Source organism: Rugamonas aquatica, assembly GCF_009380215.1.
Taxonomy (GTDB): domain Bacteria; phylum Pseudomonadota; class Gammaproteobacteria; order Burkholderiales; family Burkholderiaceae_D; genus Rugamonas; species Rugamonas aquatica_B.
Genome location: NZ_WHUG01000002.1, coordinates 536,481 through 561,113 on the forward strand (window position 1 = coordinate 536,481; position 24,633 = coordinate 561,113).

General features: G+C 62.3%; 29 protein-coding genes and 1 other RNA gene. 13 read left to right on the forward strand and 17 right to left on the reverse strand.

The window, feature by feature from the left end:
• Positions 1–76: 76 nt before the first annotated feature.
• On the reverse strand, positions 77–1,471 hold the full coding sequence (locus GEV02_RS06650) for an MATE family efflux transporter (RefSeq protein ID WP_152837281.1): 1,395 nt from the start codon (positions 1,469–1,471) through the stop codon (positions 77–79).
• Between the two features lie 177 nt (positions 1,472–1,648).
• On the opposite strand from GEV02_RS06650, the gene GEV02_RS06655 reads away from it, so the two are divergent.
• The 4 genes from GEV02_RS06655 to GEV02_RS06670 all read left to right on the forward strand — a co-directional run bounded on the left by GEV02_RS06655 (position 1,649) and on the right by GEV02_RS06670 (position 4,029).
• Entirely contained in the window at positions 1,649–2,305 is a 657-nt protein-coding gene (locus GEV02_RS06655) for a beta/gamma crystallin-related protein (protein ID WP_152837282.1), read from the forward strand.
• A 49-nt stretch (positions 2,306–2,354) separates the two neighbouring features.
• On the forward strand, positions 2,355–2,690 hold the full coding sequence (locus tag GEV02_RS06660; protein ID WP_152837283.1) for a beta/gamma crystallin-related protein: 336 nt from the start codon (positions 2,355–2,357) through the stop codon (positions 2,688–2,690).
• Positions 2,691–2,757: 67 nt separating this feature from the next.
• Positions 2,758–3,708, forward strand: a complete 951-nt coding sequence (locus GEV02_RS06665) for a DnaJ C-terminal domain-containing protein (RefSeq protein ID WP_328595742.1) — start codon at positions 2,758–2,760, stop codon at positions 3,706–3,708.
• 3 nt (positions 3,709–3,711) lie between these two features.
• Positions 3,712–4,029 (forward strand): chaperone modulator CbpM, encoded by a 318-nt coding sequence (locus GEV02_RS06670; protein ID WP_152837284.1) that lies wholly within the window; start codon positions 3,712–3,714, stop codon positions 4,027–4,029.
• On the opposite strand, the gene GEV02_RS06675 is transcribed toward GEV02_RS06670, so the two are convergent.
• Complete coding sequence (locus tag GEV02_RS06675) at positions 4,007–5,149, reverse strand: LysR family transcriptional regulator (RefSeq protein ID WP_152837285.1); 1,143 nt, start codon at positions 5,147–5,149, stop codon at positions 4,007–4,009. The two genes, GEV02_RS06670 and GEV02_RS06675, sit on opposite strands and share 23 nt — an antisense overlap.
• Positions 5,150–5,277: 128 nt before the next feature.
• On the opposite strand from GEV02_RS06675, the gene GEV02_RS06680 reads away from it, so the two are divergent.
• On the forward strand, positions 5,278–5,889 hold the full coding sequence (locus tag GEV02_RS06680) for an FMN-dependent NADH-azoreductase (RefSeq protein ID WP_152837286.1): 612 nt from the start codon (positions 5,278–5,280) through the stop codon (positions 5,887–5,889).
• A gap of 84 nt (positions 5,890–5,973) precedes the next feature.
• Here GEV02_RS06680 and GEV02_RS06685 read toward each other — a convergent pair whose 3' ends face one another.
• Positions 5,974–6,504: a DUF3455 domain-containing protein gene (locus tag GEV02_RS06685; protein ID WP_152837287.1), complete on the reverse strand. Its 531-nt coding sequence runs from the start codon at positions 6,502–6,504 to the stop codon at positions 5,974–5,976.
• Positions 6,505–6,629: 125 nt separating this feature from the next.
• On the opposite strand from GEV02_RS06685, the gene GEV02_RS06690 reads away from it, so the two are divergent.
• The 5 genes from GEV02_RS06690 to GEV02_RS06710 all read left to right on the forward strand — a co-directional run bounded on the left by GEV02_RS06690 (position 6,630) and on the right by GEV02_RS06710 (position 13,366).
• Complete coding sequence (locus tag GEV02_RS06690) at positions 6,630–7,517, forward strand: cysteine hydrolase family protein (RefSeq protein ID WP_152837288.1); 888 nt, start codon at positions 6,630–6,632, stop codon at positions 7,515–7,517.
• Positions 7,514–8,731: a nicotinate phosphoribosyltransferase gene (gene pncB, locus GEV02_RS06695; RefSeq protein ID WP_152837289.1), complete on the forward strand. Its 1,218-nt coding sequence runs from the start codon at positions 7,514–7,516 to the stop codon at positions 8,729–8,731. Before GEV02_RS06690 ends, pncB begins: the two co-directional genes overlap by 4 nt.
• A 155-nt stretch (positions 8,732–8,886) precedes the next feature.
• Positions 8,887–9,984, forward strand: a complete 1,098-nt coding sequence (locus GEV02_RS06700; RefSeq protein ID WP_174999000.1) for a sensor histidine kinase — start codon at positions 8,887–8,889, stop codon at positions 9,982–9,984.
• Entirely contained in the window at positions 9,981–10,823 is an 843-nt protein-coding gene (locus GEV02_RS06705; protein ID WP_152837291.1) for a LytR/AlgR family response regulator transcription factor, read from the forward strand. Before GEV02_RS06700 ends, GEV02_RS06705 begins: the two co-directional genes overlap by 4 nt.
• Before the next feature lie 242 nt (positions 10,824–11,065).
• Positions 11,066–13,366 carry an EAL domain-containing protein gene (locus GEV02_RS06710; protein WP_152837292.1) on the forward strand — a complete coding sequence of 767 codons (2,301 nt, stop codon included), beginning with the start codon at positions 11,066–11,068 and terminating at the stop codon, positions 13,364–13,366.
• Here the strand turns inward: GEV02_RS06710 and GEV02_RS06715 are convergent, their stop codons facing one another.
• Genes GEV02_RS06715 through GEV02_RS06725 form a run of 3 tightly spaced genes read right to left on the reverse strand, consistent with a single transcriptional unit; the run spans position 13,367 to position 14,680 of the window.
• Complete coding sequence (locus GEV02_RS06715; protein WP_152837293.1) at positions 13,367–13,669, reverse strand: hypothetical protein; 303 nt, start codon at positions 13,667–13,669, stop codon at positions 13,367–13,369.
• Positions 13,670–13,708: 39 nt separating this feature from the next.
• Positions 13,709–14,008: an antibiotic biosynthesis monooxygenase family protein gene (locus GEV02_RS06720; protein WP_152837294.1), complete on the reverse strand. Its 300-nt coding sequence runs from the start codon at positions 14,006–14,008 to the stop codon at positions 13,709–13,711.
• A gap of 27 nt (positions 14,009–14,035) precedes the next feature.
• Positions 14,036–14,680: a TetR family transcriptional regulator gene (locus GEV02_RS06725; RefSeq protein WP_152837295.1), complete on the reverse strand. Its 645-nt coding sequence runs from the start codon at positions 14,678–14,680 to the stop codon at positions 14,036–14,038.
• A 301-nt stretch (positions 14,681–14,981) separates the two neighbouring features.
• Between GEV02_RS06725 and ssrA the strand changes: the two genes are divergently transcribed.
• Positions 14,982–15,341: a transfer-messenger RNA gene (gene ssrA, locus GEV02_RS06730) on the forward strand.
• Between the two features lie 161 nt (positions 15,342–15,502).
• On the forward strand, positions 15,503–16,774 hold the full coding sequence (locus GEV02_RS06735; protein WP_152837296.1) for a tyrosine-type recombinase/integrase: 1,272 nt from the start codon (positions 15,503–15,505) through the stop codon (positions 16,772–16,774).
• Positions 16,775–16,813: 39 nt separating this feature from the next.
• On the opposite strand, the gene GEV02_RS06740 is transcribed toward GEV02_RS06735, so the two are convergent.
• Complete coding sequence (locus tag GEV02_RS06740; protein WP_152837297.1) at positions 16,814–17,029, reverse strand: helix-turn-helix transcriptional regulator; 216 nt, start codon at positions 17,027–17,029, stop codon at positions 16,814–16,816.
• Positions 17,030–17,291: 262 nt separating this feature from the next.
• Between GEV02_RS06740 and GEV02_RS06745 the strand changes: the two genes are divergently transcribed.
• Complete coding sequence (locus GEV02_RS06745; RefSeq protein ID WP_152837298.1) at positions 17,292–17,834, forward strand: hypothetical protein; 543 nt, start codon at positions 17,292–17,294, stop codon at positions 17,832–17,834.
• A 4-nt stretch (positions 17,835–17,838) separates the two neighbouring features.
• Here GEV02_RS06745 and GEV02_RS06750 read toward each other — a convergent pair whose 3' ends face one another.
• The 10 genes from GEV02_RS06750 to GEV02_RS33095 all read right to left on the reverse strand — a co-directional run bounded on the left by GEV02_RS06750 (position 17,839) and on the right by GEV02_RS33095 (position 24,388).
• Positions 17,839–18,513 carry a DUF2971 domain-containing protein gene (locus GEV02_RS06750; protein WP_152837299.1) on the reverse strand — a complete coding sequence of 225 codons (675 nt, stop codon included), beginning with the start codon at positions 18,511–18,513 and terminating at the stop codon, positions 17,839–17,841.
• Positions 18,514–18,899: 386 nt separating this feature from the next.
• Positions 18,900–19,493 (reverse strand): recombinase family protein, encoded by a 594-nt coding sequence (locus GEV02_RS06755; protein ID WP_152837300.1) that lies wholly within the window; start codon positions 19,491–19,493, stop codon positions 18,900–18,902.
• Between the two features lie 436 nt (positions 19,494–19,929).
• Positions 19,930–20,454 (reverse strand): hypothetical protein, encoded by a 525-nt coding sequence (locus GEV02_RS06760; RefSeq protein WP_152837301.1) that lies wholly within the window; start codon positions 20,452–20,454, stop codon positions 19,930–19,932.
• A gap of 364 nt (positions 20,455–20,818) precedes the next feature.
• Positions 20,819–21,301: an HNH endonuclease gene (locus GEV02_RS06765; protein ID WP_152837302.1), complete on the reverse strand. Its 483-nt coding sequence runs from the start codon at positions 21,299–21,301 to the stop codon at positions 20,819–20,821.
• Positions 21,301–21,513, reverse strand: a complete 213-nt coding sequence (locus GEV02_RS06770; protein ID WP_152837303.1) for a hypothetical protein — start codon at positions 21,511–21,513, stop codon at positions 21,301–21,303. The genes GEV02_RS06765 and GEV02_RS06770 overlap by 1 nt, the downstream gene beginning before the upstream one ends.
• Positions 21,506–21,826 (reverse strand): hypothetical protein, encoded by a 321-nt coding sequence (locus GEV02_RS06775; RefSeq protein ID WP_152837304.1) that lies wholly within the window; start codon positions 21,824–21,826, stop codon positions 21,506–21,508. Before GEV02_RS06775 ends, GEV02_RS06770 begins: the two co-directional genes overlap by 8 nt.
• Positions 21,827–21,828: 2 nt before the next feature.
• Complete coding sequence (locus GEV02_RS06780) at positions 21,829–22,062, reverse strand: hypothetical protein (protein WP_152837305.1); 234 nt, start codon at positions 22,060–22,062, stop codon at positions 21,829–21,831.
• A 137-nt stretch (positions 22,063–22,199) separates the two neighbouring features.
• Entirely contained in the window at positions 22,200–22,628 is a 429-nt protein-coding gene (locus GEV02_RS06785) for a hypothetical protein (protein WP_152837306.1), read from the reverse strand.
• A gap of 19 nt (positions 22,629–22,647) precedes the next feature.
• A complete protein-coding gene (locus tag GEV02_RS06790) occupies positions 22,648–22,860 on the reverse strand; it encodes a hypothetical protein (RefSeq protein ID WP_152837307.1) in 213 nt (70 codons plus the stop codon).
• Between the two features lie 1,171 nt (positions 22,861–24,031).
• On the reverse strand, positions 24,032–24,388 hold the full coding sequence (locus GEV02_RS33095) for a superinfection immunity protein (RefSeq protein ID WP_152837308.1): 357 nt from the start codon (positions 24,386–24,388) through the stop codon (positions 24,032–24,034).
• Positions 24,389–24,633 lie beyond the last annotated feature (245 nt).

Below are 24,633 nucleotides of genomic sequence, written 5' to 3' on the forward strand. Positions count from 1 at the left end.
ATGTTCTGAATCCGCGCAGGAAAACCGTTTTTCCTTCGGTAGCGCTTCGGCCGGCGGACCTCAACCGGTCCGCCCCTCAGCCGGTCCGCCCCTCGGCCACACGGGCCAGCGACAGCCGCTGCAGCGACCAGCTCAGCAGCACCGCCGCCACCGTCAGCCCGATCACCAGGCCGATCCAGAAGCCGGCCGCCGCCATCGGCTGCGCCGGCGACCACGGCAGCCATTGCGGCGCCAGCCCCAGCCAGCAGCCCAGCGGCAGCGCGAAGCCCCAGAACGCCAGCAGCTGGATCTGCATCGGCTGGCGCGTGACCTTGTAGCCGCGGATCGCGCACGAGGTGGCGACTTGGGTGGCGTCCGACAGCTGGAACAGGGCGGCGAACAGCAGCAGCTGCTCGCACAGCGCCTGCACCGCCGCGTCCGACGTGTAGGCGGCGGCGATCTGCCGGCGGCACAGCACGATGAACAGCGCCGACAGCACGGCAAACGCCAGCGACATCCACACGCCGACCCAGGCCACGAAGCGCGCCCGCACCGGATTGCCTTCACCGACGGCCTGGCCGACGCGGGTGATCAGGCCGATGCCAAAGCTCAGCGGCACCATGAACACCAGCGACGAAAAATTCAGCGCGATCTGGTGCGCCGACACTTGCACCACGCCGTAGCGCGCCACCAGCAGGCTGACCGCGCCAAACGCGCTGACTTCGGCGAAGTAAGTCACGCCGATCGGCAGGCCCAGCCGCAGCATCGAACGGATCTCGGGCCAGTGCGGCCATTCCCAGTGGGTGAACGGGTAGGTGGCGCGGTAGGCCGGCGCCAGGCGCATCCAGACCAGCATGGCGGCCAGCATCAGCCACATGCACAGGCCGGTCGCGACCGCGCAGCCGACCCCGCCCAGCCGCGGCAGGCCCCAGTGGCCGAACACCAGCAGCCAGTTGACGAAGACGTTGAACAGCAGGCCGAGGATGGCGATCAGCATCACCGGCTTGGTCTCATTGATGCTGGTGCTGTAGCCGTACAGCGCGCGGTAGGCGGCGAACGGCGGCAGGCCGATGCTGATAGCGTGCACGAACAGCGTGGCCTGGCGCTGCACATGGGGTGTCAGGTACAGGTGCTCGAACAGCAGCGTCGCCAGGTTGGCCAGCAGCATCGCCAGCACGCCTACGCCCAGCGCCTTCCACAGCGATTGCCGCACCGCGTGCGGGATGCGCGCCAGCTCGCCGGCGCCGACGTCGTGCGCCACCACGCTGTTAATCGCCATCATGGTGCCGCTGACCGTGACCAGGATGATGGACCAGATCGACGCGCCCAGCGACACGGCGGCCAGCTCGTCGGCGCTGGCGTGGCCGGTCATCGCCACGTCGGCCACGCCCATGCCCACCGTGGCCAGCTGGCCGATCAGCATGGGCCAGGCCAGGCGCCACAGGGCGGCGGCTTCGCGACGGAGGTTGGGCAGCGTGAACGAGTGGGGCATGCGCGGCGATCGGAAAAGGGCGGGCGATCATTTTACCCCGGCACTATTTTGCCTGCAGAGGCTATCATTACAATTTCTTGCAATTTAGCCATACTGGCGTGTCGTCTGAAACGTTAGCATGCGCGTTGTCGGTCCATGCACCGGCCGATTAACTTTTTTACCTTGGCGATCCCTATCATGAAACCATTCCTGCACCGTCTGACCCGCGCCGCCCTGCTGCTGGCCGCCCCCCTGCTGGCCCTGTCGGCCCACGCCGGAGAGTTGACGCTGTTCACCGACTCGAATTTCGAAGGCCAGCCGCTGACGCTGCGCGGCAGCGCGCCCGACCTCGACCCGCTCGGCTTCAACGACCGCGCTTCCAGCGTCATCGTGCGCTCCGGCACCTGGCAGCTGTGCGAACATTCCGAATACCGCGGCCGCTGCATGACCGTCGAGCGCGGCGAATATCGATCGCTGCCTGGCTTCAACGACGTCATCTCGTCGGTGCGCGAAGTCGGCGGCGGCGGCCGCGACGACCGTGGCGGCCGCTGGGACCGCGACGACAACCGTGGCGGCTACGACGACCGCGGCTACGGCCAACGCCGCGAAGCCATCATCCTGTTCTCCAAGTCGCGCTTCAACGGCGCCCGGCTGGAGCTGCACAACAATGAAGTGCGCACGCTGGACCGCTACGACTTCAACGACGTGGCCGGTTCCGTCATCGTCAACGAAGGCCGCTGGGAACTGTGCGAGCACGCCGACTTCGGCGGCCGCTGCATCGTGCTGGAGCCGGGCCGCTACGAATTCCTCGACGACATGAACAACCGCATCTCCTCGCTGCGCCGCATCCGTTGAGCGGCGTGCGCTATCATGCGGGACACCGCCACTTTTCGGAGTACCGTTCATGAAGCGAATTCTAGGCCTGGCGCTGCTGGGCGCCGCCGCGGCGGCGCCGGCCGGCGACATCACGCTGTACACGCGCACGCACTTCGGCGGCCCGGCGCTGCAGCTGCACGGCTCGGAGCCCGACCTGGACAAGCTGGGCTTCAACGACCGCACCTCCAGCGTGATCGTGCAGAACGGCACCTGGGAAGTGTGCGAGAACAAGCACTACAAGGGTAAATGCCTGATCCTGGAAAAGGGCGAATACGCCGAACTCAAGAACTTTAACGACATGATGTCGTCGGTGCGCGAAGTCGACGCCAGGCCGGCCGCCAAGGACAAGCCCGGGCACAAGTGAGGCGGCGGGCGCCGCCTTCGGCCATTTGGCGCTAGACTGTGGCTGACGCAATACAGGAGCGCGCAACGTGGAATACAAGGATTACTACCAGACCCTGGGCGTGCCGAAGACGGCCACCGAGGATGACATCAAGAAAGCCTACCGCAAGCTGGTCCGCAAATACCATCCGGACGTCAGCAAGGAGGCGGACGCGCAGGGCAAGACCCAGGAATTGAACGAAGCCTACGGCGTGCTGGGCGACGCCGAAAAGCGCGCCGCCTACGACGAGCTCGGGCGCGGCCAGCACTATCGCGCCGGCCAGGAATTCCGTCCGCCGCCGGACTGGGGCCGGGGCTTCGGTGGCAGCGGCGGGGCGGGCGGCCATGCCGGCGCCGGCGGCTTCGGCGGCGATCCCATGGGCAGCGACTTCTTTGCCGACCTGTTCGCCAACCTGGGCGGCGGCCGCCGGCGCCAGGCGCCGCCGCAGCGCGGCGAGGACAGCCACGCGTCCATCACCATCGACCTGGCCGACAGCTATCAAGGCGCGACCCGCACCATCACCCTGACCGTGGCCGAGCGCGACGCCCAGGACCGCATCGTCACGCGCGAGCGCAACCTCAGCGTCAACATCCCGGCCGGCGTGACGGCCGGCCAGCAATTGCGGCTGTCGGGCCAGGGCCAGCCGGGCGCCGCCGGGCCGGGCGACCTGTATCTGGAAATCCAGTTCCGGCCGCACGCGCGCTACCGCATCGACGGCCGCGACGTCTACGAAACGGTGCCGGTGGCGCCGTGGGAAATGGCGCTGGGCGGCGAGATCGAAGTGGCCACGCCGTCGGGCAAGGTCAACGTGACGGTGCCGGCCGGCTCGCAGAGCGGGCGCAAGCTGCGCCTGCGCGGGCGCGGCATTCCCGGCAAACAGGCCGGCGATTTATACCTGCTGCTGGAAGTGGTGCTGCCGCCGGCCAGCACCGACAAGGCACGCGAACTGTATCAAGCGATGGCGCGCGATCTGGCTTTCAACCCGCGCGCGGGAGGATGAACGATGGGACAGGCTATCTTGGATGCGGTGCTGGTCGACGACGCCGCGCTGACCGTGGAAGAACTGGCGCAAGCCTGCGCCGTCGAGCCGGACTGGGTGGTGCAGCGGGTGCGCACCGGCATCCTGCTCGACAGTACCGAGCCGGACTGCGCGGACGTGGTCGCCTGGCGCTTCACCAGCGCCGACCTGGTGCGCGCGCGCCGGCTGTGCCAGGTCGAGCGCGACTTTGACGCCAACGACGACGTCGCCGCGCTGGTGGTCGATCTGTCGGAAGAGATCCGCCGCCTGCGCCGCAAGCTCAGCGCCGCCGGAGTGAAATAGGGGCGGGCGCGCTCAGGCCGGCCGGGGCGTCGGCCCTCGGCGGCGGCGGGCCGGGCCTGGCCCTGGCGCCCGCCCTGGCTTTGGACTGGGCTTTGGCTTTGGCCGGCACCGGCGCCGGCTGGTCCGGCTCGGCCCCGTCGCGCAGCCGGTGATACATATGGCTCAGGCTGGCGTCGCCGGGCACCGGCACCGGCCGCATGTCGTGGTTGGGCAGCGGCTGGCCGGACTGCTCCAGCTCCAGGAATTGCTGCATCAGCCAGCGCGTGGCCGGGCCCGGCTCCTCGTCGCCGCGCCGTATCACGTACAGCGGGAAGCTGAACGCGCTGCCCTCGCTGATGTGCAGTTGCACCAGCCGTCCCGCATCCAGATCCCACTGCACGAACTCGACCGGCATATTGCCCCAGCCGATGCCGCTGCGCAGCAGCGCGTGCTTGGAGCTGAGGTCGCCCAGCCGCCAGTCGCGCAGGGCCAGCACGCCGAAGTCCTGGCCCTTGGTCAGCGTGCTGCGGTCGGTCAGCACCAGCTGGGTGTGCTCGCGCAGCACCGCGCTCGGGATCTTGCCCTCGATTTGCGCCAGCGGATGCTCGGGCGAAGCCACCGGCACCATGGTGACGAAGCCGCAGCTCTGGCGCTCGATGGTGTCCGGCGTGCCCGGCATCCAGCCGCTGATGCCGATGTGGCATTCGCGCTCCAGCACCAGCTCGGTGACCGCGCCCAGCGCCTCGGTGCGCAGCCGCATCGCCACGGTCGGGAATTCCTTCTGGAAGGCGTGCAGGATGCGCACCAGCTTGCAGGTCGAGAACATCACATCGACCACCACCGACACTTCCGCCTCCAGCCCGGCCGACAGCGCCTTGGCGCGCGCCCGCATGCCGTCCACCTTGAGCGACACCGCGCGGGCGTCGGCCAGCAGCGCCTTGCCGGCCTCGGTCAGCACCGGCTTGCGCTTGCTGCGGTCGAGCAGCTCGACGTTGAGCTGCTCCTCCAGGTTGGCGATGGTGTAGCTGATCACCGACTGCGTGCGGTGCAGCGCCCGCGCCGCGTGGGCGAAACCGCCATGGTCGATGACGGCGATAAACACCCGCAGCTGGTCGAGGGAAGGCAGGCCGGGATCGCGCATAAGTACACCTTGTTGGAGGTTTGATATCGAATATATCGATAGGTAGGATTTAAATTTATGGTATTTCGTCGATATTAAACCCGTTCTATGATGTAAGCAATCCCTCCCCACACGAAAGGTTTAGCATCATGGCAACCGTACTCCACATCAACAGCAGTGTTCGTCAAAACGGCTCCCTGTCGCGCCAGCTGGGCGGCGAGTTCGTCGCCAAATGGCAAGCGGCCAACCCGTCGGGCACGGTCGTCACGCGCGACCTGGCCAGCAGCCCGGTGCCGCACCTGACCGAGCAGATGATGGGCGCCTACTTCACCCCGGCCGAGCAGCGCAACGCCGACCAGGCCCACACCATCAAGACTTCCGACGCGCTGGTCGACGAACTGCTGGCCGCCGACACCATCGTCATCGGCGCGCCGATGTACAACTTCTCCGTCACCTCGGGCCTGAAAGCGTGGATCGACCACATCGCGCGCGCCGGCCGCACCTTCCAGTACGGCGCCAACGGCCCTGAAGGCCTGGTGCACGGCAAGAAAGTGATCGTGTTCGTCGCCAGCGGCGGCGTCTACAGCGAAGGCCCTGCCGCCGCCTACGACCACGTCACCACCTACCTGCGCTCGGTGCTGGGCTTCCTCGGCATGACCGACATCACCTTCGTCGTGGCCGAAGGCGTGGCCATGGGCGAAGAAGCGGTGGCCGCCGCCGTCGCCAAGGGCCGCTCGAAGATCGAAGCGATCGCCGCCTAATTGCCGGCCGCGCCATGCAAAACGCCCCGCCGGCTTGCGCCGGCAGGGCGTTTTTTTGCGTCCGGCGCGCTGCGGCGCGGCGCCTCAGCCGGCCACGTAGAAGCGGTACAGCGCCTTGTACGGCACGCGCGCCTGCTTGCCGAGGTCGGCGGCGGTGCAGCCGTCGGCCGGCGCCTTGCCGGCTTCGGTCGCCACGCGCTGCACGTAGCTGACGCGGCCCAACGCACCGTCGCCGCTGGCCGACTTGGCCGCCAGCAGCAGCCACGGGATGGCCTTGCCGGCCGGATCGTCCTGCTTGGCCTTGACCTCGCCGACCACCTTGCCGCCGTCATTGCCCTCCCAGGTCGGCCCCGCGTAGTGCTTGCCGATGACGGCGCCGGCGGCGTCGAACAGCGCCGCCTCGGGCGCCTTGAACACCCATTCGGCCTGCGCCGGACCGGCCTTGGCCGCGCTGCACACATAGATCTGCACGCCGGTGGCGTTGGCCTCCAGCGACAGCCGCTGCCCGGCCGGCGGCTGCAGCGCGTCCGGCACCGCCACCGGCGGGAAAGCGGCACTGGCGCAGCCGGACAGGGCCGCCGCAATGGCTGCGGCGTGGAAAATGCGAGCGTTCATAGGTTTCCCTTCATCTTATTGAAAAAGCATTTTACGCAAATTCCTGCGGCTTGACCGATAATCATCACTATCGGCCCGCGCTATCGGGCAAAATCACCTACAGTTAAGCAAGCCTCGGAGCCCACATGAAACGGAACCTGCATCTGCTGATTATCGATCCGCAAAACGATTTTTGCGATCTGCCGGCCAGCTACCTGCCCGACAACCCGGCCACCCGCGCGCGCCACGCGCCGGCGCTGCCGGTGCCGGGCGCCCACCAGGACATGCTGCGCCTGGCCGGCCTGATCAACCGCGGCCGCGCCGGCCTGACCGCCATCAGCATCACGCTCGACTCCCACCACCGCTTCGACATCGCCCACCCGACCTTCTGGATCGCCCGGGACGGCGCGCCGGTGGCGCCGTTCACCGAGATCAGCGCGGCCGACGTGCGGGCGGAAAAATTCCTGCCGCGCCATCCGGCCGCCTTGCCGCTGGCGCTGAACTACCTCGACAAGCTGGAAGCGGCCGGCCGCTACCGCCTGATGGTGTGGCCGGTGCACTGCGAAATCGGCACCTGGGGCAACAACGTCCACGACGACGTGCGCGCCGCCTACGGCGCCTGGGAAGAAGCGTCGCTGGGCATCGTCGCCAAGCTGGCCAAGGGTTCCAATCCGTGGACCGAACACTATTCCGCCGTCATGGCCGAAGTGCCGGACGCCGACGACCCGGACACCCAGCTCAACACCGGCTTCATCGCCACGCTGGCCGAGGCCGACCAGGTCTACATCGCCGGCGAGGCCGGCAGCCACTGCGTCAAGGCCACCGTCGAGCACATCGTCGAGCACCTGGGCCAGCCGCTGTCCAAGCTGGTGCTGCTGACCGACTGCATCAGCCCGGTCGCCGGCTTCGCGCCGCAATACCAGGCCTTCCTGCAGGCGATGCAGGCGCGCGGCGTGCAACTGATGCAGGCGGCCGACGTGCTGCCCGAACTGCTGGCCAACGCCAGCCGCGGGCTCGGAACGGATCCGGCATGAACCAGCCCATCATCCGCAGCCTGCTGGAAACCGATTTATACAAATTCACCATGTGGCAGGCGCTGTTCACCAGCGCCTACAACGACAACGAGGCGGAATACCGCTTCGTCTGCCGCAAGCCGCCCGCCATGCCGCTGGCGGAACTCAAGGACGCCCTGGTGCGCGAGGTGGAGCACCTGTGTTCGCTGAGCTTCCGCGAGGAAGAGCTCAACTACCTGCGCTCGCTACGCTACATCAAGTCCAGCTTTGTCGACTTCCTGTCCATCTTCCGCTTGCAGCAGCGCTTCATCCGTATCGAAGTGAACGGCGAGGGACTGGACATCGTCGCGCGCGGACCGCAGATGCATGTGATGTTCTTCGAGATTTTCATACTGGCCATCGTCGGCCAGCTGCACGCCCGCCGCTATCCGCAGCAGCCTGCGCTGGAAGAGGGCCGGCGCCGGCTGGCCGCCAAGATCGCGCGCTTGCGCGCCTTCGAAGCCGAGGCGGCCACGCTGGAGGATGTCCACCCGTTCGGCCTGGCCGACTATGGCCTGCGCCGCCGCTTCAGCAGCGACTGGCACGAGGAAGTCGTGCAGACGCTGGTGGCGCAGGTGCCCAGCTTGTTCAAGGGCACCAGCAACGTCTACCTGGCGATGAAGCTGGGGCTGACGCCGATCGGCACGGTCGCCCATGAATTCATGCAGACTTTTCAAGCCGTGCACGACGTGCCGCTGCGCAATTCGCAAAAGGCGGCGCTGGAGGCCTGGGTGCAGACGTACCGGGGCGATCTCGGCGTGGCGCTCACCGACGTGGTCGGCATGGATGCCTTCCTGCGCGACTTCGACCTGTACTTCGCCAAGCTGTTCGACGGCCTGCGCCACGACTCGGGCGATCCGGCCGAGTGGGGCGAGAAGGCGCTGGCCCACTATGCCAGGCTGCGCATCGATGCGCACACCAAGCTGCTGGTGTTTTCGGACAGTCTCAACGTCGAAAAATCCATCGAGCTGTGGCGCCGCTTCGCGCCGCGCACCCAGGTCGCGTTCGGCATCGGCACCAACCTGACCCACGACTTCGGCCCGCAGTTCCCGGCGCTGGAAATCGTCATGAAGCTGGTGCGCTGCAATGGCAAGCCGGTCGCCAAGCTGTCCGACTCGCCGGGCAAGACCATCTGCGACGACCAGACCTTCCTCGCCTATCTGCGCAGCGTGTTCGACGTCGGCGGCAGCCGCTAGCGGCCCCGGGGGCGGGGGCCCGCGGACTTTCGCTCCGCATGGCGCCCGCTACACGCCGGTTTGACCCGGCTTGGTCGCACCGGCCTTGTTGCCCCGGGGCGCATCCGGCACACTGTCGGGCGTTGCCCATCCAGACATCCATCCAGACATCCATCATGATCCCGCTTACCCCACCGTCCAGGTCGCGCTGGCGCCGCTTTGCCGACGACCTGCTTCTGACCATCCTGCTCAACACCTGCGCCGGCGTGCTGGTGGACCTGGTGTTCGGCCAGCGGCAAGAGCTGTATAGCCAGGTGGTGTACTCGCTGACGGTCGGCGTGGTCGCGGTGGCGATCATCGACGGCGCCCGGCTGCTGCTGGGGGACCATCCGGCGCAGCAGCGGCGCTGGCGCATGCCGCTGCTGGCGCTGGGCGTCGCCAGCGCGCTGGTCGGCCATTTCAGCGCGCTGCTGATCGGCGGGCTGGTCATGGGCGACAGCTGGCCGGCGCAGGCGCGCTATCCGGCCTGGAAATTCCATACCATCCTGTTCGCGCTGCTGTCGGTCGGCGCGACCATGTTGCTGATACTGAACCGCGAGCGGCTGGAGCGCATCAGCGCCGAGCGCGGCGAAGCGCGGGCCCGCGCCGACGCCGTCGAGCGCCAGGCCCTGCAGGCGCAGCTGCGCTTGCTGCAGGCGCAGATCGAACCGCATATGCTGTTCAACACCCTGGCCAATCTGCAGGGATTGATCGAGCGCGATCCGCGCCAGGCCACGCATATGCTCGGCCAGCTGATGCTGTACCTGCGCGCCAACCTGGCCGCGACGCGCCGCGAGCACATCGCGCTGGCGCAGGAGTTCGACGCGATCGCAGCCTATCTGGCGCTGATGAACATGCGCATGGGCGCGCGCCTGCGCTACCACTGCGTGTTGCCGGAGCCGCTGCGCGCCGCGCAAGTGCCGCCGATGCTGCTGCAACCGCTGGTCGAGAACGCCATCGTCCACGGCCTGGAACCGAAGATCGAAGGAGGCGAGATCGCCGTGGTCGCCGCCGAGCGCGACGGCGCGCTGCAGATCACCGTGATCGACACCGGCCTGGGTTTGCCCGACGATGACGCCGCCGCGCCCGGTGCCGACGACAGCCGCGGCGTCGGCGTCGGCACCACCCGCGAGCGCCTGCAGGTGCTGTACGGCGAACGCGCCAGCCTGGTGCTGGCGGCCCATCAACCACACGGCGTGCTGGCCCGCCTGACACTGCCATTGGAGTTTGCATGAACGCCACCAGCCCTGAACGGCAAGCGCGCACGGTCCGCGCGCTGATCGCCGAAGATGAACCGATCCTGGCGGATGTGCTCGCGCAAACGCTGCGGCAGTTGTGGCCGGAGCTTGCACTGTTGCCGATCGCGGCCAATGGCGTCGCCGCGGTGGAGACGGCGCTGTCACTGCGGCCCGACATCCTGTTCCTCGACATCAAGATGCCCGGCCAGACGGGACTGGAGGCCGCCCAGCAACTGGCCGAGCGCTGGGACGGCGGCGCCTTTCCTTTGATCGTTTTCGTCACCGCCTACGATGGCTACGCGGTGCAGGCGTTCGAGCAGGCGGCGCTGGATTATGTGCTGAAGCCGGTCGACGCCGCGCGCCTGGCGCGCACCGTCCATCGCTTGCAAGCCCGCTTGGCGGCCGACGCGGCGCCGGCAGCGCCGGCATGGCTCGGCGACGACGGCCTGGCGCGGCTGGCGGCGCAAATGCGCGCGCTGCTGCCTGCGCCGGCCACAGCGGCGAAGGCGCGGCTGAACGTGATCCGCGCGTCGGTGGGCAACAATATGGTGCGGCTGATACCGGTGGCGGACGTGCTGTATTTCCAGGCCCTGGACAAGTATGTCGAGGTCGTCACCGTCGAAGGCAATGCGCTGATCCGCGTCAGCCTGAAGGAATTGCTGGCACAACTCGACAGCGCGCAATTTGCCCAGATCAGCCGCAGCTGCATCGCCAACCTGCAGCACCTGACGGCGGCCAGCCGCGAAGACAACGGCCGGCTGACACTGCACGTGCGCGGGACGGCGGCCAGGTTGCCGGTCAGTCCGCTGTTCGCGCATCTGTTCCGCCAGATGTGAGTTCAGCAACAATGAGGCGCGAATCTGGCCATGCCGTCCCGCTGCATCGCCAGGCCATGGACATCCACGCCCGATTTACGGTTAGAATGACTTTATGCCAAGGATATTGACCGACTGCCGAATTCGCTACGCTGGCGGGCCACGCAGCCATGTCCATGGCGCGCGCGCCCAGCGCGCGCAGGGTATGGATTTCACCTGCCTGGCCGCCATGCGCCGGGCATGCCAGCATCGGGCGGCCTGACATGGACGGCATGCGCTACCTCTATCTGACCAACGCCGCCATGTTTGTCGTGATCGGGGTGGCGCTGCTGCTGGTGTGGCGCCGCCACCGCAGCCAGGGCTTCGCCCGCGACATGGGCTGCTCGACGCTGTTCGCCTCGCTGCTGGCGTTCGGCTACCTGGTGCACACCGAAGCGGCCGCGCCGTACGGCATGCTGGGGCTGCCGCTGATACTGGCCGGCGCCATCGGCAACCTGATCTTCCTCGCGTCCAGCGTGACCCAGCTGGCGGCCCGCCGCCTGCCGCGCAACGCCGCCATCGCCATCGGCGTGGGCGCCGCCGTCGCGCTGCTGGCGCCGGCGGCGGCCGACAAGCTGCTGTTCTGGCCATTGTTCAACATGGCCGTGCTGATGGGCACCGGCGTGCTGGCGGTGCGCTGGCTGTGGCGCACCCATGCGCTGGAACGGCTGGTCGGACCGCTGCTGATCCTGCTCGCGCTGAACCAGCTGCTGCTGGTGCTGTACGGCGAGCGGGGCGTGGCCGCCAACATCTTCTTCGCCACCTTGCTGCGCGCCGCCATCGGCACCGTCTCCGTGCTGTCGGCGCTGGAAGGCGCGCTGCGCGACGCCGGCAAGCTGGCGGCGCGCTTCCAGCTGCTGACCGAACACTCGGTGCAGGGCGTGGTCGTCACCGACGGCCTGCGCATCCTGTACGCCAACCCGGCGGTGCGCGGCATCTACGGCATGCCGCTGGGGCAGGGCAACTACGTGGTGTTTGCCGACCTGCCGCCGGAAAGCTTCAGCGACGAGCAGTTGCAGCGCCAGCACCGCCTGCTGCAGGAGGGCAAGCTCGACATCGCCAACTGGGAAGGCCGGCGCGAAGTGGCGGGCGGGCGCGAGCTGGAGTTGCGCTTCGAAGCGTGGCGGGTCGAATGGGACGGCGTGGCCGCCACGCAAATCCTGATCACCGACGACACCGAACGCAACGCCAGCGCCCGCGCGCTGGTGCACCAGGCCACGCACGACAAGCTGACCGGCCTGCCCAACCGCACCGTGCTGATGCAGCGCCTGCGCGAATACTGCTATCTGGCCGACGGCTCGCTGCACTGCACGCTGGTGGTGCTGAACATCGACCGCTTCAAGCTGTTCAACCAGAGCCAGGGCCATGTCACCGGCGACCACGTGCTGAAAGCCTTCGCCGCCAAGCTCAAGGAAGCGCTGGGCGCGCGCGCCGAACTGATACGGCTGGGCGGCGACGAATTTGCCATCGTCGACCCCGACGAAGGCAATGCGCGCGACATCGCCGAGCGCCTGCATAGCGCCTGCGTGCAGGCGATCAAGGTGCCGGCCGGCGAATACTTCATCGACGCCTCGATGGGCATGGCGGTCTTCCCCGAGAACGCCGGCAACGCCGAAGCGCTGCTGCGCGCCGCCAACGCCGCCATGTACCAGGCCAAGCGCACGCCGGGCACGGCGCTGGCGATGGCCGAGCAGCGCTTCGAGCAGATGTCGAGCAAGTCGCTGGACAACGAACAGGCGCTGCGCAAGGGCATCCGCAACCACGAAATCTACCTCGACTACCAGCCCAAGATCGACGCCGTCAGCGGCAGGCTGCTCGGCTTCGAGGCGCTGGCGCGCTGGATGCGGCCGGGCGTGGGCATGGTCAGCCCGGTGGAATTCATCGCCATCGCCGAGCGCACCGGCCTGATCCCGGAGCTGGGCGCCATGTTGCTGGAGCAAGCCTGCCGCCAGATCGCCGCCTGGTGCGCCGAGCTGGGCGACTGCATGCCGGTGGCGGTCAACGTCTCGCCGATGCAGCTGCTGAACCGGGGCTTTTTGCAACTGGTCGAACGCGTGCTGAGCGAGACCGGCATCCCGCCGCGCTGCCTGACGCTGGAGATCACCGAAAGCGCGGCGGTCGACAACCTCGACGACACGCAGCTGCAGTTGCAGCAGCTCAGCGCGCTGGGCATCGATGTGGCGATGGATGATTTCGGCACGGGGTTTTCGTCGCTGAGCATGTTGCGCCAGCTGCCGCTGAGCACAGTGAAAATCGACCGCGGCCTGATCGACCCGCTGCCGGCGCCGGACGCGGTGGCGGTGGTGATGGCGATCTGCCAGCTGGCGGCCGCGCTCGACCTGCAAGTGGTGGCCGAAGGCATCGAAACGCTGGAGCAAGCGGTGGCCGCGCGCGACGCCGGATGTCACGCGCTGCAAGGCTTCTTCTACGCGCGGCCGCTGACGGTGGCCGACGCCGGCGAATGGATGCGGCGCCAGCAGGCCGGCGCCGACAGCGGCGGAGTGGCCGGGCTGCTGGCCGGCTGACTACGCCGCCTGGGAGCCGAAGCCGCCCATGATGGCGTCGGCTTTCTGGCCCTCGTCTTCATCGTAGATATCGATGGTCAGCATGGCGCCGCTGCGCTGGCGGGCTTGCGCGGCGGCGGCCGGGCCGCCCGGCGTGAGGGAGTCGAGCAGGTTGCCGACCATGCTGGTCGACACGCTCGGCGGCAGCGTCGTATGCTTGGTCAGCTTGACGCAGGACGGCGGAAAGCCGCTGGCCAGCAGGGCGCTGCGGGCGCTCTCGGCGTCCGTCACCTGTTCGAAGTTGCGATGGATGGTGCGGGTCATGATGAGCCTCCTTCTTGAGACTGCACGGCCGTGGGCGGCTTAAAAGCCGGAGACCACGGTTTCGAAATGTTCCACTTTCGGTGGCAGGGCGAAATGGCTGCCCACCAGCCCGCGCCAGGCCAGGAAGCCCTGGCTGCCGCGAAAATCTGCCGTATGATGCTCGATCGTCTGCCAGCCCACCACCAGATGATAGGTATCGGGCACCTCGATATCGCGGTCCAGGCGCATCGACAGGCAGCCGGTGGCGTTCTTAAACACTGGCACCGCTTCGGCCACCGCCGCCTGGAAGGCTGCGTGCGATTCGGGTTTGATGTACAGCTCGGCGACTTCATAAATCATCAGGCATTCCTTTCAAGATATATGCCTCTATTGTGCCTCAAGCGCGGCCGGCGTGCGCAGGATGAACAACATCGCCTGTTGCGTCAGTTGCTGGATATCGGCGCCGCTGCCGGGCTTGTACCACTGGACCGTCCAGTTCAGCGCGCCGAAGATCAGCAGGCGGTCGAATTGCGAAGGCATGGCCCAGTCGCCGGAGCGGTGCAGGGCGGCGATGGCGTGGTCCCAGACGGCCTCGTAGCGGTCCTTGAGCGCGACGATGCGTTCGCGCGAGGCGGCGTCCAGCGAGCGCCATTCGTACAGCAGCACGGCGATGAAATGGTGGTCGGGCGCCAGCAGCGTGTGCAGGTGGGCTTCGACCAGCTTGCGCAGCAGTTCGCACGGCGGCAGCGGCTGGCGGGCGATGGCCTCGATCTCGGCCAGCGAATGGGCCAGGCCTTGCTCCATGATGGCGGCCAGGATGTCCTGCTTGGTCTTGAAATGGTAGAACCAGCTGCCGGCCTGGATGCCGGCGGCGGCCGCGATATCGCGCACGGTGGTGTTGTCGTAGCCCTTGGTGCGGAACAGCTGGGCCGATTTCTCGATCAATTCCGCGCGCAAGCCGCCGCCTTCCCCTTTCTGGGGCCGGCCGCGTTTCTTCGGGCTGGGGGCGGCATGGATGGCGGCATCGGGCATGGCGTAGGGCAGGCGCAGAGATGATAGCTGCCATTTTAATGCAGGGACTCGGGCAAGTTGCAGAATCTCGTCCGTGGCGCGAGATTTTGTGTTGCGCCGCAGCAAAATGGCAGATTGGGGGGAATTGGTGCCGGTATATTTCCCGACCGCCGGCGCCGGTAGTAGCCGCCTCAAGAGGCGCTAATTGGTCGTTCTGTGTGAGAACTGCGCCCACTATAACGGGCAAATATGACGGGCGTTTGACGTGCTGTTCAGAGGGAAGGTGCGTGGCCGGGCAAAGTGCGGTAGAATGGAGATCTGTGGGGACGACCTGGTTTCGACGTGGGTTGCAAAGCAGAACAGGGCATACCGAGGCCTGGCTACCTCGTAAATACACCCAGAAAAACTTAACTGCAAACGATAACTCGTACGCACTGGCAGCTTAATTGCTGTTAGCTCCTAAACGCTTCTTCCCTGGGGCGGACCGTTAAAAGTCATGGAGTCATTTACAGGGAATCGCACTGTGAGGGGTCACTTCAATCCGTGCTAAATCTAAGGTGAATCGCTAGTCCAAAACGTGCACGTCCGTGTTGTACTGGTTAAATTAAATGATAGTGCTAAGTATGTAGAACTGTCTGTAGAGTGCTTGCGGACGCGGGTTCGATTCCCGCCGTCTCCACCACCGAATCATCTAGTAGCATCTAACGCCGTCCAAGTGACGGCGTTTTCTTTTGTAAGTTCAAGCACTTACCCTCCAAGCAAGTCTTGCCAAGTCCAGCCCAGTCCAAGCACAATGGGGGTATTAGCGGGGGTATCCCCGGAAAACGAACCAAGGAGAATTGGATGGCTGGGGGTATCGGGTTATCGAAGCTGAGTGACAAGGCTGTGAAGGCGTTCGCAACCGCAGCAGAACCGGGCAAGAAGCTGGCAGACGGCGGTGGCCTGCACCTGTTCATTACGCCTGCTGGCAGCGCTACATGGCGCATCAAGTACCGGATTGAAGGCAAGGAAAAGCTGTTCTCGATTGGACCGTACCCGCAAGTGTCGCTTGCTGCTGCGCGTGTCGAACTGGGGGAGGTGAAGGCGCTGCTGCTGGAAGGCAAAGACCCCGTAAGCAATCGACAGGTCAACCGTGCTGCTAATGCTGCCAGTTCCGACAACACCTTCCAGATCGTTGCTGCCGAGTGGTTTGCGATGAAGAAGAAGGAGTGGAGCGATGTCCACTACGTCAAGTCGGTGCGGGCGTTTGAGCGCGATCTGTACCCCACGCTGGGCAAGCTGCCGATAAGCAGCCTGACGCCTGCGATAGTCGCTACTGCTGTCTTGGCGATCAACAAGCGCGATGTACTGGAAACCGCTACCCGCATCCTTCAGCACTTGAACGGGGTATTCAGGTACGCCCAAGCGAAGGGGCATGTTCGCGACAACCCGGCATTAGCTGCGCGTGAGGTGCTGCCCCGCAAGAAGGATAACGCACGTATGCCAGCACTGCTTGATTTCGTGTCACTGGGCGATCTGCTGCGCCGTGCTGAGTTGGCTCGAATATCGCATTCCGTCCGCATGGCGCATCGCCTGTGTGCCTTCACCGCCGCACGGATCGGTAACGTAATTGAGGCAGAGTGGCGTCAGTTTGATCTGGACAGCGTTCAGCCAGTCTGGACGATTCCGCGCCATAAGATGAAGTTCAAGAACCGGGAACTGGATCATCGCCTTCCGCTCTGCCCAGAGATTGCTGAAGAGTTGCGTCAATGGCGTAATTTGATCGGCGGTCGGGGCATCCTATTCCCGTCGCCCACTGACAACAGCAAGCACATCAGCTGTGAAGCCGTCGAAAAGTTGTATCGTGAAACGCTGCATCTGAGGAATAAGCACACTCCGCACGGTTGGCGCAGCGCCTTAACGACGCAGGCGCGTGATAACGGCTTTGAGCGTGATGTCGTGGACTTGGCGCTGGATCACGCCCATGACAACGAGGTAGTACGGGCCTACGACCGTGGGGAACGCTTTGAGCAGCGTATTGCGCTGTACAAGTGGTGGGGAGAGCAGTTGTCTGCCGCCCAGCGAGGCGGGAAGGTGGTCCCGATGCACAGGCCACCCGTAGCGGAAGCTGCGTAGAAAGCACAAAGCCGCTGCGATGTCGTAGCGGCTTTTTTGTTAGTGCATGGTGCTGCTTGCTTTCAGGTCGATGAAGGCTTCAACCGCTGACAGCTTCCAGCGTGTTTGATTTTCAGAGAGTTTGAATGGCTGGGGGAAGCCGGAATCTTGTTTGGCCTTGGCCCAGACGCCGGACTTGCTGATGCCGAGTAGTCCGGCAACCTGCTTGTCGGTGAGCAGTTGGATGTGGCGATGTTCTTGGAATTCGTGTTGCATTGTACCTCCTTGTTACGTGTTTATCGGCTCCTTAAGAGTGGTTGGGGTTGGTGCTGGTAGGCTGATGCCTGCCAAGCGGGTGCCATCATAACGAGGCGTTACAGGCCGCACAAGTGCATTCTGGACCCGTTTAGATTTGATACGACGCTGGGGCGCAACACCCCTATTGCTGTCAGGCGAGTTGGGAATGCGTACTTGCTGCCTTAGCTGGGTTAGCTTGGTCATGTTAGATTATGATTGGTCGCCCACTTAAAGGACATTGATGCAACCCACCGATCCCGCGCTTGCCTTCTGGCTACCTATCTGCTCCCTCATCGTCGCGGCGCTTGCCATCGTGGTTGCCCCGTTCGTAAGCTGGCAAGTGGCGAAACGGCAAGCTAAGACATCCCTGATAGTGGCGCAGAAGCAGGTAATAGCGCCGATGCGTCAGAAGTGGATCGACTCGTTGCGGGATCGGGTTGCGGAATTTCTGAGTACAGCGCACTGGTACTACGTCGCTGGCGGCGATCAGGTCATCCCATCGCCTGATGATGAGGATAAGTTTGAAGAACACGAGTCACTGCAAATACAGCAGGTGGATCGTAAGATGGTCTTTATGCTCAACCAAATAGATATGATGCTCAACCCGAAAGAGGCCGATCATATTGCGCTGATGGACGCCCTGAATCGCGTGCGCCGTGGCTGCTTTCAACAAAACGAGCCCGGTCGTCGGCATATATTCGTCCCTGATCTCGTGGATGAGGCCAGAGGCTTGTGTAAGACGGTGTTAAAGCGAGAATGGGACCGTCTCAAAAAAGAAACGTAAGTAGTTACTTCCTCGTCTTAATAATCACCGGCGTAACTTTCAATTGCTGAACCATCGTAAAAGATTCAAATGCAGGACGGGCCTTTATAATGGTAATTGACTGATCGACGCTTCCAAGTGGCTTATCGAAATCTATCGCAGAGTGTTTGCACCTCGCACCTATAATAATCTCTCGCAAGGTTAAGTGCTCCCCAAATGGAATGTAGTAGCATCCGTTAACTGGGTCAGGGTCTGTGAGTTTATACGATAATCGCCATTCTTCCTCGTATGACCATTGAGCGTATTTGGTCATTAACATTGTCTTGAGTATATCTTCGGTAATGCCGTTTAGTGGCAGCTTGGGGTTCAGCTTGAGTATCGGGCGCTCTGGGGCATACACTACCTGATGCGCAACTTTATCCGGCACGTCGAACCCTAGGCACACGCCACTATGACTGTTAGCGTAATGCGCCCACATTACCGGGCTTTTCCAATGCCTCCCGGTGCAGATAATGCCTATCTGGTTATGCCAATCTTTGATTATGTCCTTTAGTTCGGCGCGTCCTCTTTTTCCCTCTACTCGTACACTATGAAGCTCAAAGGGATCGTTCAATTTATCGAATCTTGATAATCTCATGCGATGCTCTGGGAGAATATACTGAGTAGCAGTTTCGTAAGAGGTCATGTAATAGACGCGCATCGCTTATCCTCAATAATGTATTAACTGCCATACTACAGCAAGTGGTGACAGAGTGAGTTTCCCGGTTGAAAAAATAATAAAAATTTTCAGAACTGGCACTCGATAGAGGGCCAGGAATCGAAGGGTTGGAAAAGTCGGGAGTTCCAGCGTTTCGTTAAACACCTTGCCAGCCGTACAGAAACCGTCGTCAAGCGCAGCAAGATATCTGTAGGGATTCGGGCGTGGTCTGGAAAGTCGGGAGGTCCACCGGGTTGCTTAATGCGTTGTGGACCGGGGAGAATGCGCCACACAGCTTTTTAAAATATCTGTGGGCGCTTTGCTGGCGCTGGTAGGCAGCGTTGCACTGCCCACCGACTAACGAGGCTCCTACGGCCTCTTATCGCGTCCTATGCTGCACAGTACCGCTTGACGGTTGCTACCGAGATGTCGAAGTGTTCGGCAGTGGTGGCTATGCTGGCCTTCTGTTCAGCGCGCCATGCCTTGACCGTAGCAGGGTCCAGCGTCTTAGCACGGCCCTTGTAGCGTCCGTCATCTGCTGCCTTGGCTACCTCGATACCACGCTTCTGCATCTCCTTGCGATTGATGTAGTCAGCCTCGCCCTGTGCAGCCATGAAGGCCAGCACCGCATCACGAGTAGCCTTCAGCATCGGTTCCGTAGCGGTGCCGTCAAACTCCATCCCGTTCAGGGTGCAGACCACCTTGACGCCCATCTTCATCAGGGTTTGCATGACCGTGTGCAGTTCGTCGTAGCGACGGCTGATGCGGTCCAACCAGCGGACGTACAGCACACCACCGTCAGACAGCTTGTCCATGACCCGCTTCCACTCTGCGCGGTCCATAGGCGCTACGTGGTAGCCGCTCACGCCTTCATCAATGTGTGTGTGCTTGGCTTGTACGCCGTGCTTGGTTGCGTCCTCGTACTGGCTGGCGCTGGTCTGTCCTTCGGTGGTGCTGATGCGTCCGTAGTAGATCGTTTTCATGGCTGGGTGGCTCAGTTGGGTAAGTGGCTCAATAATACACACTGGCTCACACACAGTCAACCCTATTGAGCTAGGTGGGTGGCTCATTTGACTAGGTGCGCTACGGTATACCCTGTTGAGCTACCCTGATGCACAGACTGACAGACAGCGCAAGCGCTCAGGTTCCGTCGATGGGTGGGGTACACAGGCTCGGGCCTGCGCTATTGCAGCGCTGGGTAGGTCGGTCATACATTCGGCCTGTCATCAATCCGGTGACGCCACAAGGGGCAATCATGAGTCTGGATGAACTATCGAAGCTGGCTGACCAAGTGCGGCCTATCCTGATAGTCGTGCTGCTGACAGTGCAGATCGTGCATACGATACGCTGGCCGTAGAAACGACAAAGGCCGGAGCCAACCTGTGAGGGTCAGTTCCGGCCTCGCTGGGCGCTACTGGGTTAGATCGCCACTACCGCGTCGTAGCGTGGCACAGGGAAGGCATGCAGATGCGTTAAAGCCTCGTCCAGATTCTTACGGCACTGGTGGAAGTCGTCGCGGGTCTGGTTCAGGTCGCCGTGCAAGTCGCGCAGTTCCTGCTTAGCGTGGGCAACGCACTGCTTTGCAACGCGAAGGTCAAAGAACTTCGGGCTGAAGGCGCGCTGTGCTACAAACTCTGCGAGGTCGCCCACGGCAATCAGTTCCATCGGGACATCACGGAAGTGGGTGATGTTCGCTGCTGACACGTCGTTATCAACAACAGCGATTGCGCGCAGCCCTTGCAGGTTCCCGTCATACATGCCGTCCACGACTTCCGAGGCGTAAGCAACGTAGGTGTCGATACCGGCGTGGTAGAAAATGGCTGGCATGTCAGCGTCGGCCAGTGGTTCCGCGTCGTTGAGGGACATTACCTCGCTTGCGTCTACTGGGGTGAAGCCCAGATTGCGGAAGGTAAAGGCGATAGCAGGGGTGATGTGTTTGGTCATGGTTTGATACTCCTAGTTTGGGTTGAAAGCGCCCCGTACAGACGTGCTTAGTCCCACAGTGGGCTGTGCAAGTTTCAGTTGTGTACGGGACGTGGGATAGGTACAGCGATGCCGGGAAGTTGGCAGAAGCAGGCAGGATGAAGCGGGGAGCAACAGAACTGGCAAGCGTCAATAAGCGGTGTTGCTGCACTGATGAAGTCATTCTAACTGGCAAGATTGTATACCGTCAAACATTTTTTTATGAAAGTATTGACGAATTCAATTTTCTGTGATCTTACTTACCTACTTACCTAGCTACTTACGGCCATATAGTGTTCTGAGGCGACAAAATAAGCTCTGAGGCACTATATCTAGTGTTTGCGCATCAATGATACGTTGGTCGGTTCAGTACGCCGCTGACCGTCGTTTGACGCCACAGCCCGTTCAGCAGTGTTGGCACACCCATCACGTTGAACTGGTCTGCAATCTCCTGCTGGGTCATGCCTGTCTGCTGCAATCGCACGATGATAGGGCGGAAGCGCTGCGCGAAGGCATCAGACTTGGCTTTGGTTGTCTCTCCACCCTTGATACCGGCTTCTTTCAGGTTGACGCGGTTGCCGATCACGACGCCCCGCTCCTTCGCCTTCTCAAGCCCTATCTTGGTCAGGTTGGAACGGCTGAACTCGTCGTCTAAGCTGTGAGCTACGTCATGGTGGCGCTCACACAGTGTAATCAGGTTGTCCGGGTCATCGGTCCCGCCCAGTGAGCGGGGTTTGACGTGGTGCCGGTGCAGGCCGGTGGTGGCATCGCACAGCATGCACTTTGAGGCGCGCTTTACCTTGCGCACTCGTTTGATCGTTGCTGTCATTACCGTCCACCTCCTTGCGCCTTGTCGGCTAAGTTGATGAGTGAGCCGATGATGTCGCTGCCGGTGCGCTGCTGGGCCTTACTAAGCCGGTTCAGAGCGCGCCATGTGGCAGGCGGTAGCATGATGATGCCCCGCTCAAGTGCGCCGGTATCGCCTTGAACAGTGCGGCGCTGCTGGTGTGGTTCGTGGAACGGGGTGTATTTCTCAAGCATTCGACGCCCCTTTCGTGTAGTGGGCGAAGTGCTTGCTCACGAAGGCATCAAACCGGGTCTGTGAAGGCGTGGTGGCCTTCGGTGCTGATGTCTGAACCTTCAGTGTCGCCAGCTTCTTGCGGATGTCCGCAAACCCGGTGCCGATCTGGGTAAGCTCGGTGCCGATTGCTTCAAATCCTTGTTTCACACTGTCAAGCTTAGCTGTGATTTCCTGCGCCATCGCTCGCATTTTGGCGAAGTCCGGGGCTTGGATTGCGGCTGGTGCTGTGGCTTTCGCTGCTGGTGCTGCTGTCTTGCGGTATTCGTTCTTCATGTTCAATCCTCTTGTGATGCGTGGAAGTGGTCGGCCTCAATCACGAGGCTTTCAATCACTTTGCTTACGCTGGTGTCGTAGGAGTTGCACAGGCGCTGCAACGCCTCCCATGCACTCGCTTTCATGTGTACCGCTCGTTGCGTGACTACTGGCGCGTTGGCAACACGGGCAGCGCGCTGCGCTCGTGGGTGCATGGAGAGGGCGCTTGTTTTCGCCCGTTGGTGAGTTACGTTCATTAGTGTTTTCCTTTGTTCTTGGCCTGCGCGCAGACGTGACGATCCAGCCGGATTGACGGGAACGACTGCGGCAGGGGTGTGATTGGTAGTACGGTGGGCAGGACGCCCAGGAATGCCCGAAGGCTGGGACGTGATGCTTAGGTGTTTGCGGCTTGCTCTTTGCGCTTCTTCGTTTCCTCGTCCTTCAGCTTGCGCATGACCTTCTCTTGCTCCGCGATCTGAGCCTTGATGCCAGCCATGTCATCGTCAAGTCGCATGGCGGTAGCCATCTGCTTAGCTGCTGCTTCGATTTCGCGCTGACGCGCTGCCTCCATCAATTGCGTAGTGATGCTGATGGTGGCAGCAGCGGCGGTAACGGCTTCCGGGGATGGGGAGCCAAGCACCAGCGTGATAGCGACTTGCCCGTTCGTGTCGAAGAACTGCGGGGCCATTGTTGGATCGAAGTGATAGCCGTTACGGACATGAACCGCAGATTGATCGAATGCGGCTGGGGCGTAGTCGTGAATCTGGATCAGGTAAGGGCGTGCTTGGACTGCTTGTGCGACTGGTTCGGTTTGGTTGGTCATGGTTGCTTTCCTATTAACGTTAGAGGGTTGTGTTGCGGATGAATGCTGCTACCCGGAGGCGGTTCCACGGCAACCCGGTAGGGGTCAGGAAACCGGCTGCGGTCAGGTGGTTGGCGATAGCGCGCAGCGATGAGGCTGGGCGTAGCGCGTTAATCGTGTTCATTACCGCTTCGTAGTAGCGGTCGTTGTTCAGTTTTCCGCCGAACGTAGGCGGTGCTTGTAGTGCGGGCATAGCTGTAGCTCCTATGGTTCAGGATTGATCGGATTGGCGTGGGAATGGGGTGCTGCAAGGAGGGCTGTTGATAGGTCTGTACACTCATCAACATATGTACACATTATACGACAAGTCGGCTACTTTGTCAAGTAAATAGATCACCAGTTATAGCATCTGTCAAGCGTTATTTTGAGGTTCTGAAAACGGTCAAAAACGGTCATTTTCAGGGTGTTTCGGAGGGGTGTAAATTTGGCAACTGCGACGACAGAATGCGGCTTCCGGCTGCATTTCAGTGGCAAAAGAAGCAACTTTCCAGTGAAAAAATGGGATTTCAGCTATATGTGGGAAAACAGGGGGTATTGTTAAACCAAGCGAGCGTTGATGCCAACCTACGAAAGTCGCTACCTTGCACGTCAACTGCCTACTGATTGAGCAACCGAAGCCGGAAAACTTCGATTGGCACGGTCCAAGGTCTTGCACGATCAGATTCCAGTGTGCTATGATGCTCAAGCAGATGAAGTTGCTTGTTTGACAGAGCTCAGTCGGCATGATACACTTCACCCCGGAACGAGCGCAGCGAGTGACTTATGTTATATAACTTATGTAATAAGTTGTACTACATAAGGTATAACTCTTAGTTATTTTATAGAGTGGTAGTGTGTAGTTGTATAGAGAACCTAGTTATATACCAAGGCTGTACAACATGAGTAGCTACAGTGGTCATACTACTCAAGAGCTATCCCGGCGTAGGTCGCTACCCACACTCCACCATCCCCGGCAGTCCTGCCAACCAACACCTTCCCATCAAGAACGATTTAGAGGCTCTGTAAGCGATTTTCGTGCCAAGGGTATACGAGGGTAGTCAGTGGGTGGAGAAGTCGTCGCCACGGGGCTATATTCAAGCCGCAGGCCCATCCTTGACTGCTGGCAAGTGTCGATAGGCGATGTCGAGGCCGGTTTGAGCGTCCGAAGTCTCGGAAGCGCAATATTCCCCGAACTTGGGGGAAATGCAAAACTGACAACGCCCTTGAGGTGAAGGGCATCTCGCCTTTGCTTCCCAAGACGGGGAAGCAAACGGGAGTGGATGAATTGCCAACGCCGTAATTTCTAACGGCGTCTACTTGATTTGCTGGGGAAGGTGCTGCGAGAAGCGTACAGGGCCGGATGGCCCCGTAGCTGTATGGCGGGGTTAGGCTGGCTGTGCTTCGGTGGTCAGGCTGGACCCGCAGTGCTTGCACTTGATAGCAGCAACCCGGATCGGTTCAGCGCAGAACGGGCAGTCTTTCAGGTCGTCAGAAGCGGCCCCCAAATTTTTGGGAACGGCTTTTTCAGGTGCAGCACCGTCCGTAGCTGCTTCCTCTGCCGCAGGCTGGGACGAGAACGCCCACACCAGAGCACCAACCCAGCCCAGCAAGGTCCAGCCCAGTAGCACGTTCAGGACGGCGATGGCCGTAGTGTTGGTGTGCTTCCTGTTCATGGCTACGATCAGGGGCAGCATGTAGAAGGCGATGAAGAATACGACGAGGAACGGTAACAGTGCTTCCATTTGGTTTCCAAAGTGAGGTTGTGCCGGGACTGCGTTATGGTTCGACCGCTGTGATTGTTGGTCTGTGGAAAAGTATACAGACCCGGTTGCGCGTTAGCAATCTTTCTTCTCTTTCTCTTAACTTCGTCGGTAGTCTGTTGGCGGTAAACAACGCGAGGCAAGGTAATTGCACTGTCGATAGATAGTCCAGACGAGTCCAGAGCAGACCAATCAATCTGGGGGTAACACTGGGGGTAACTATGAAA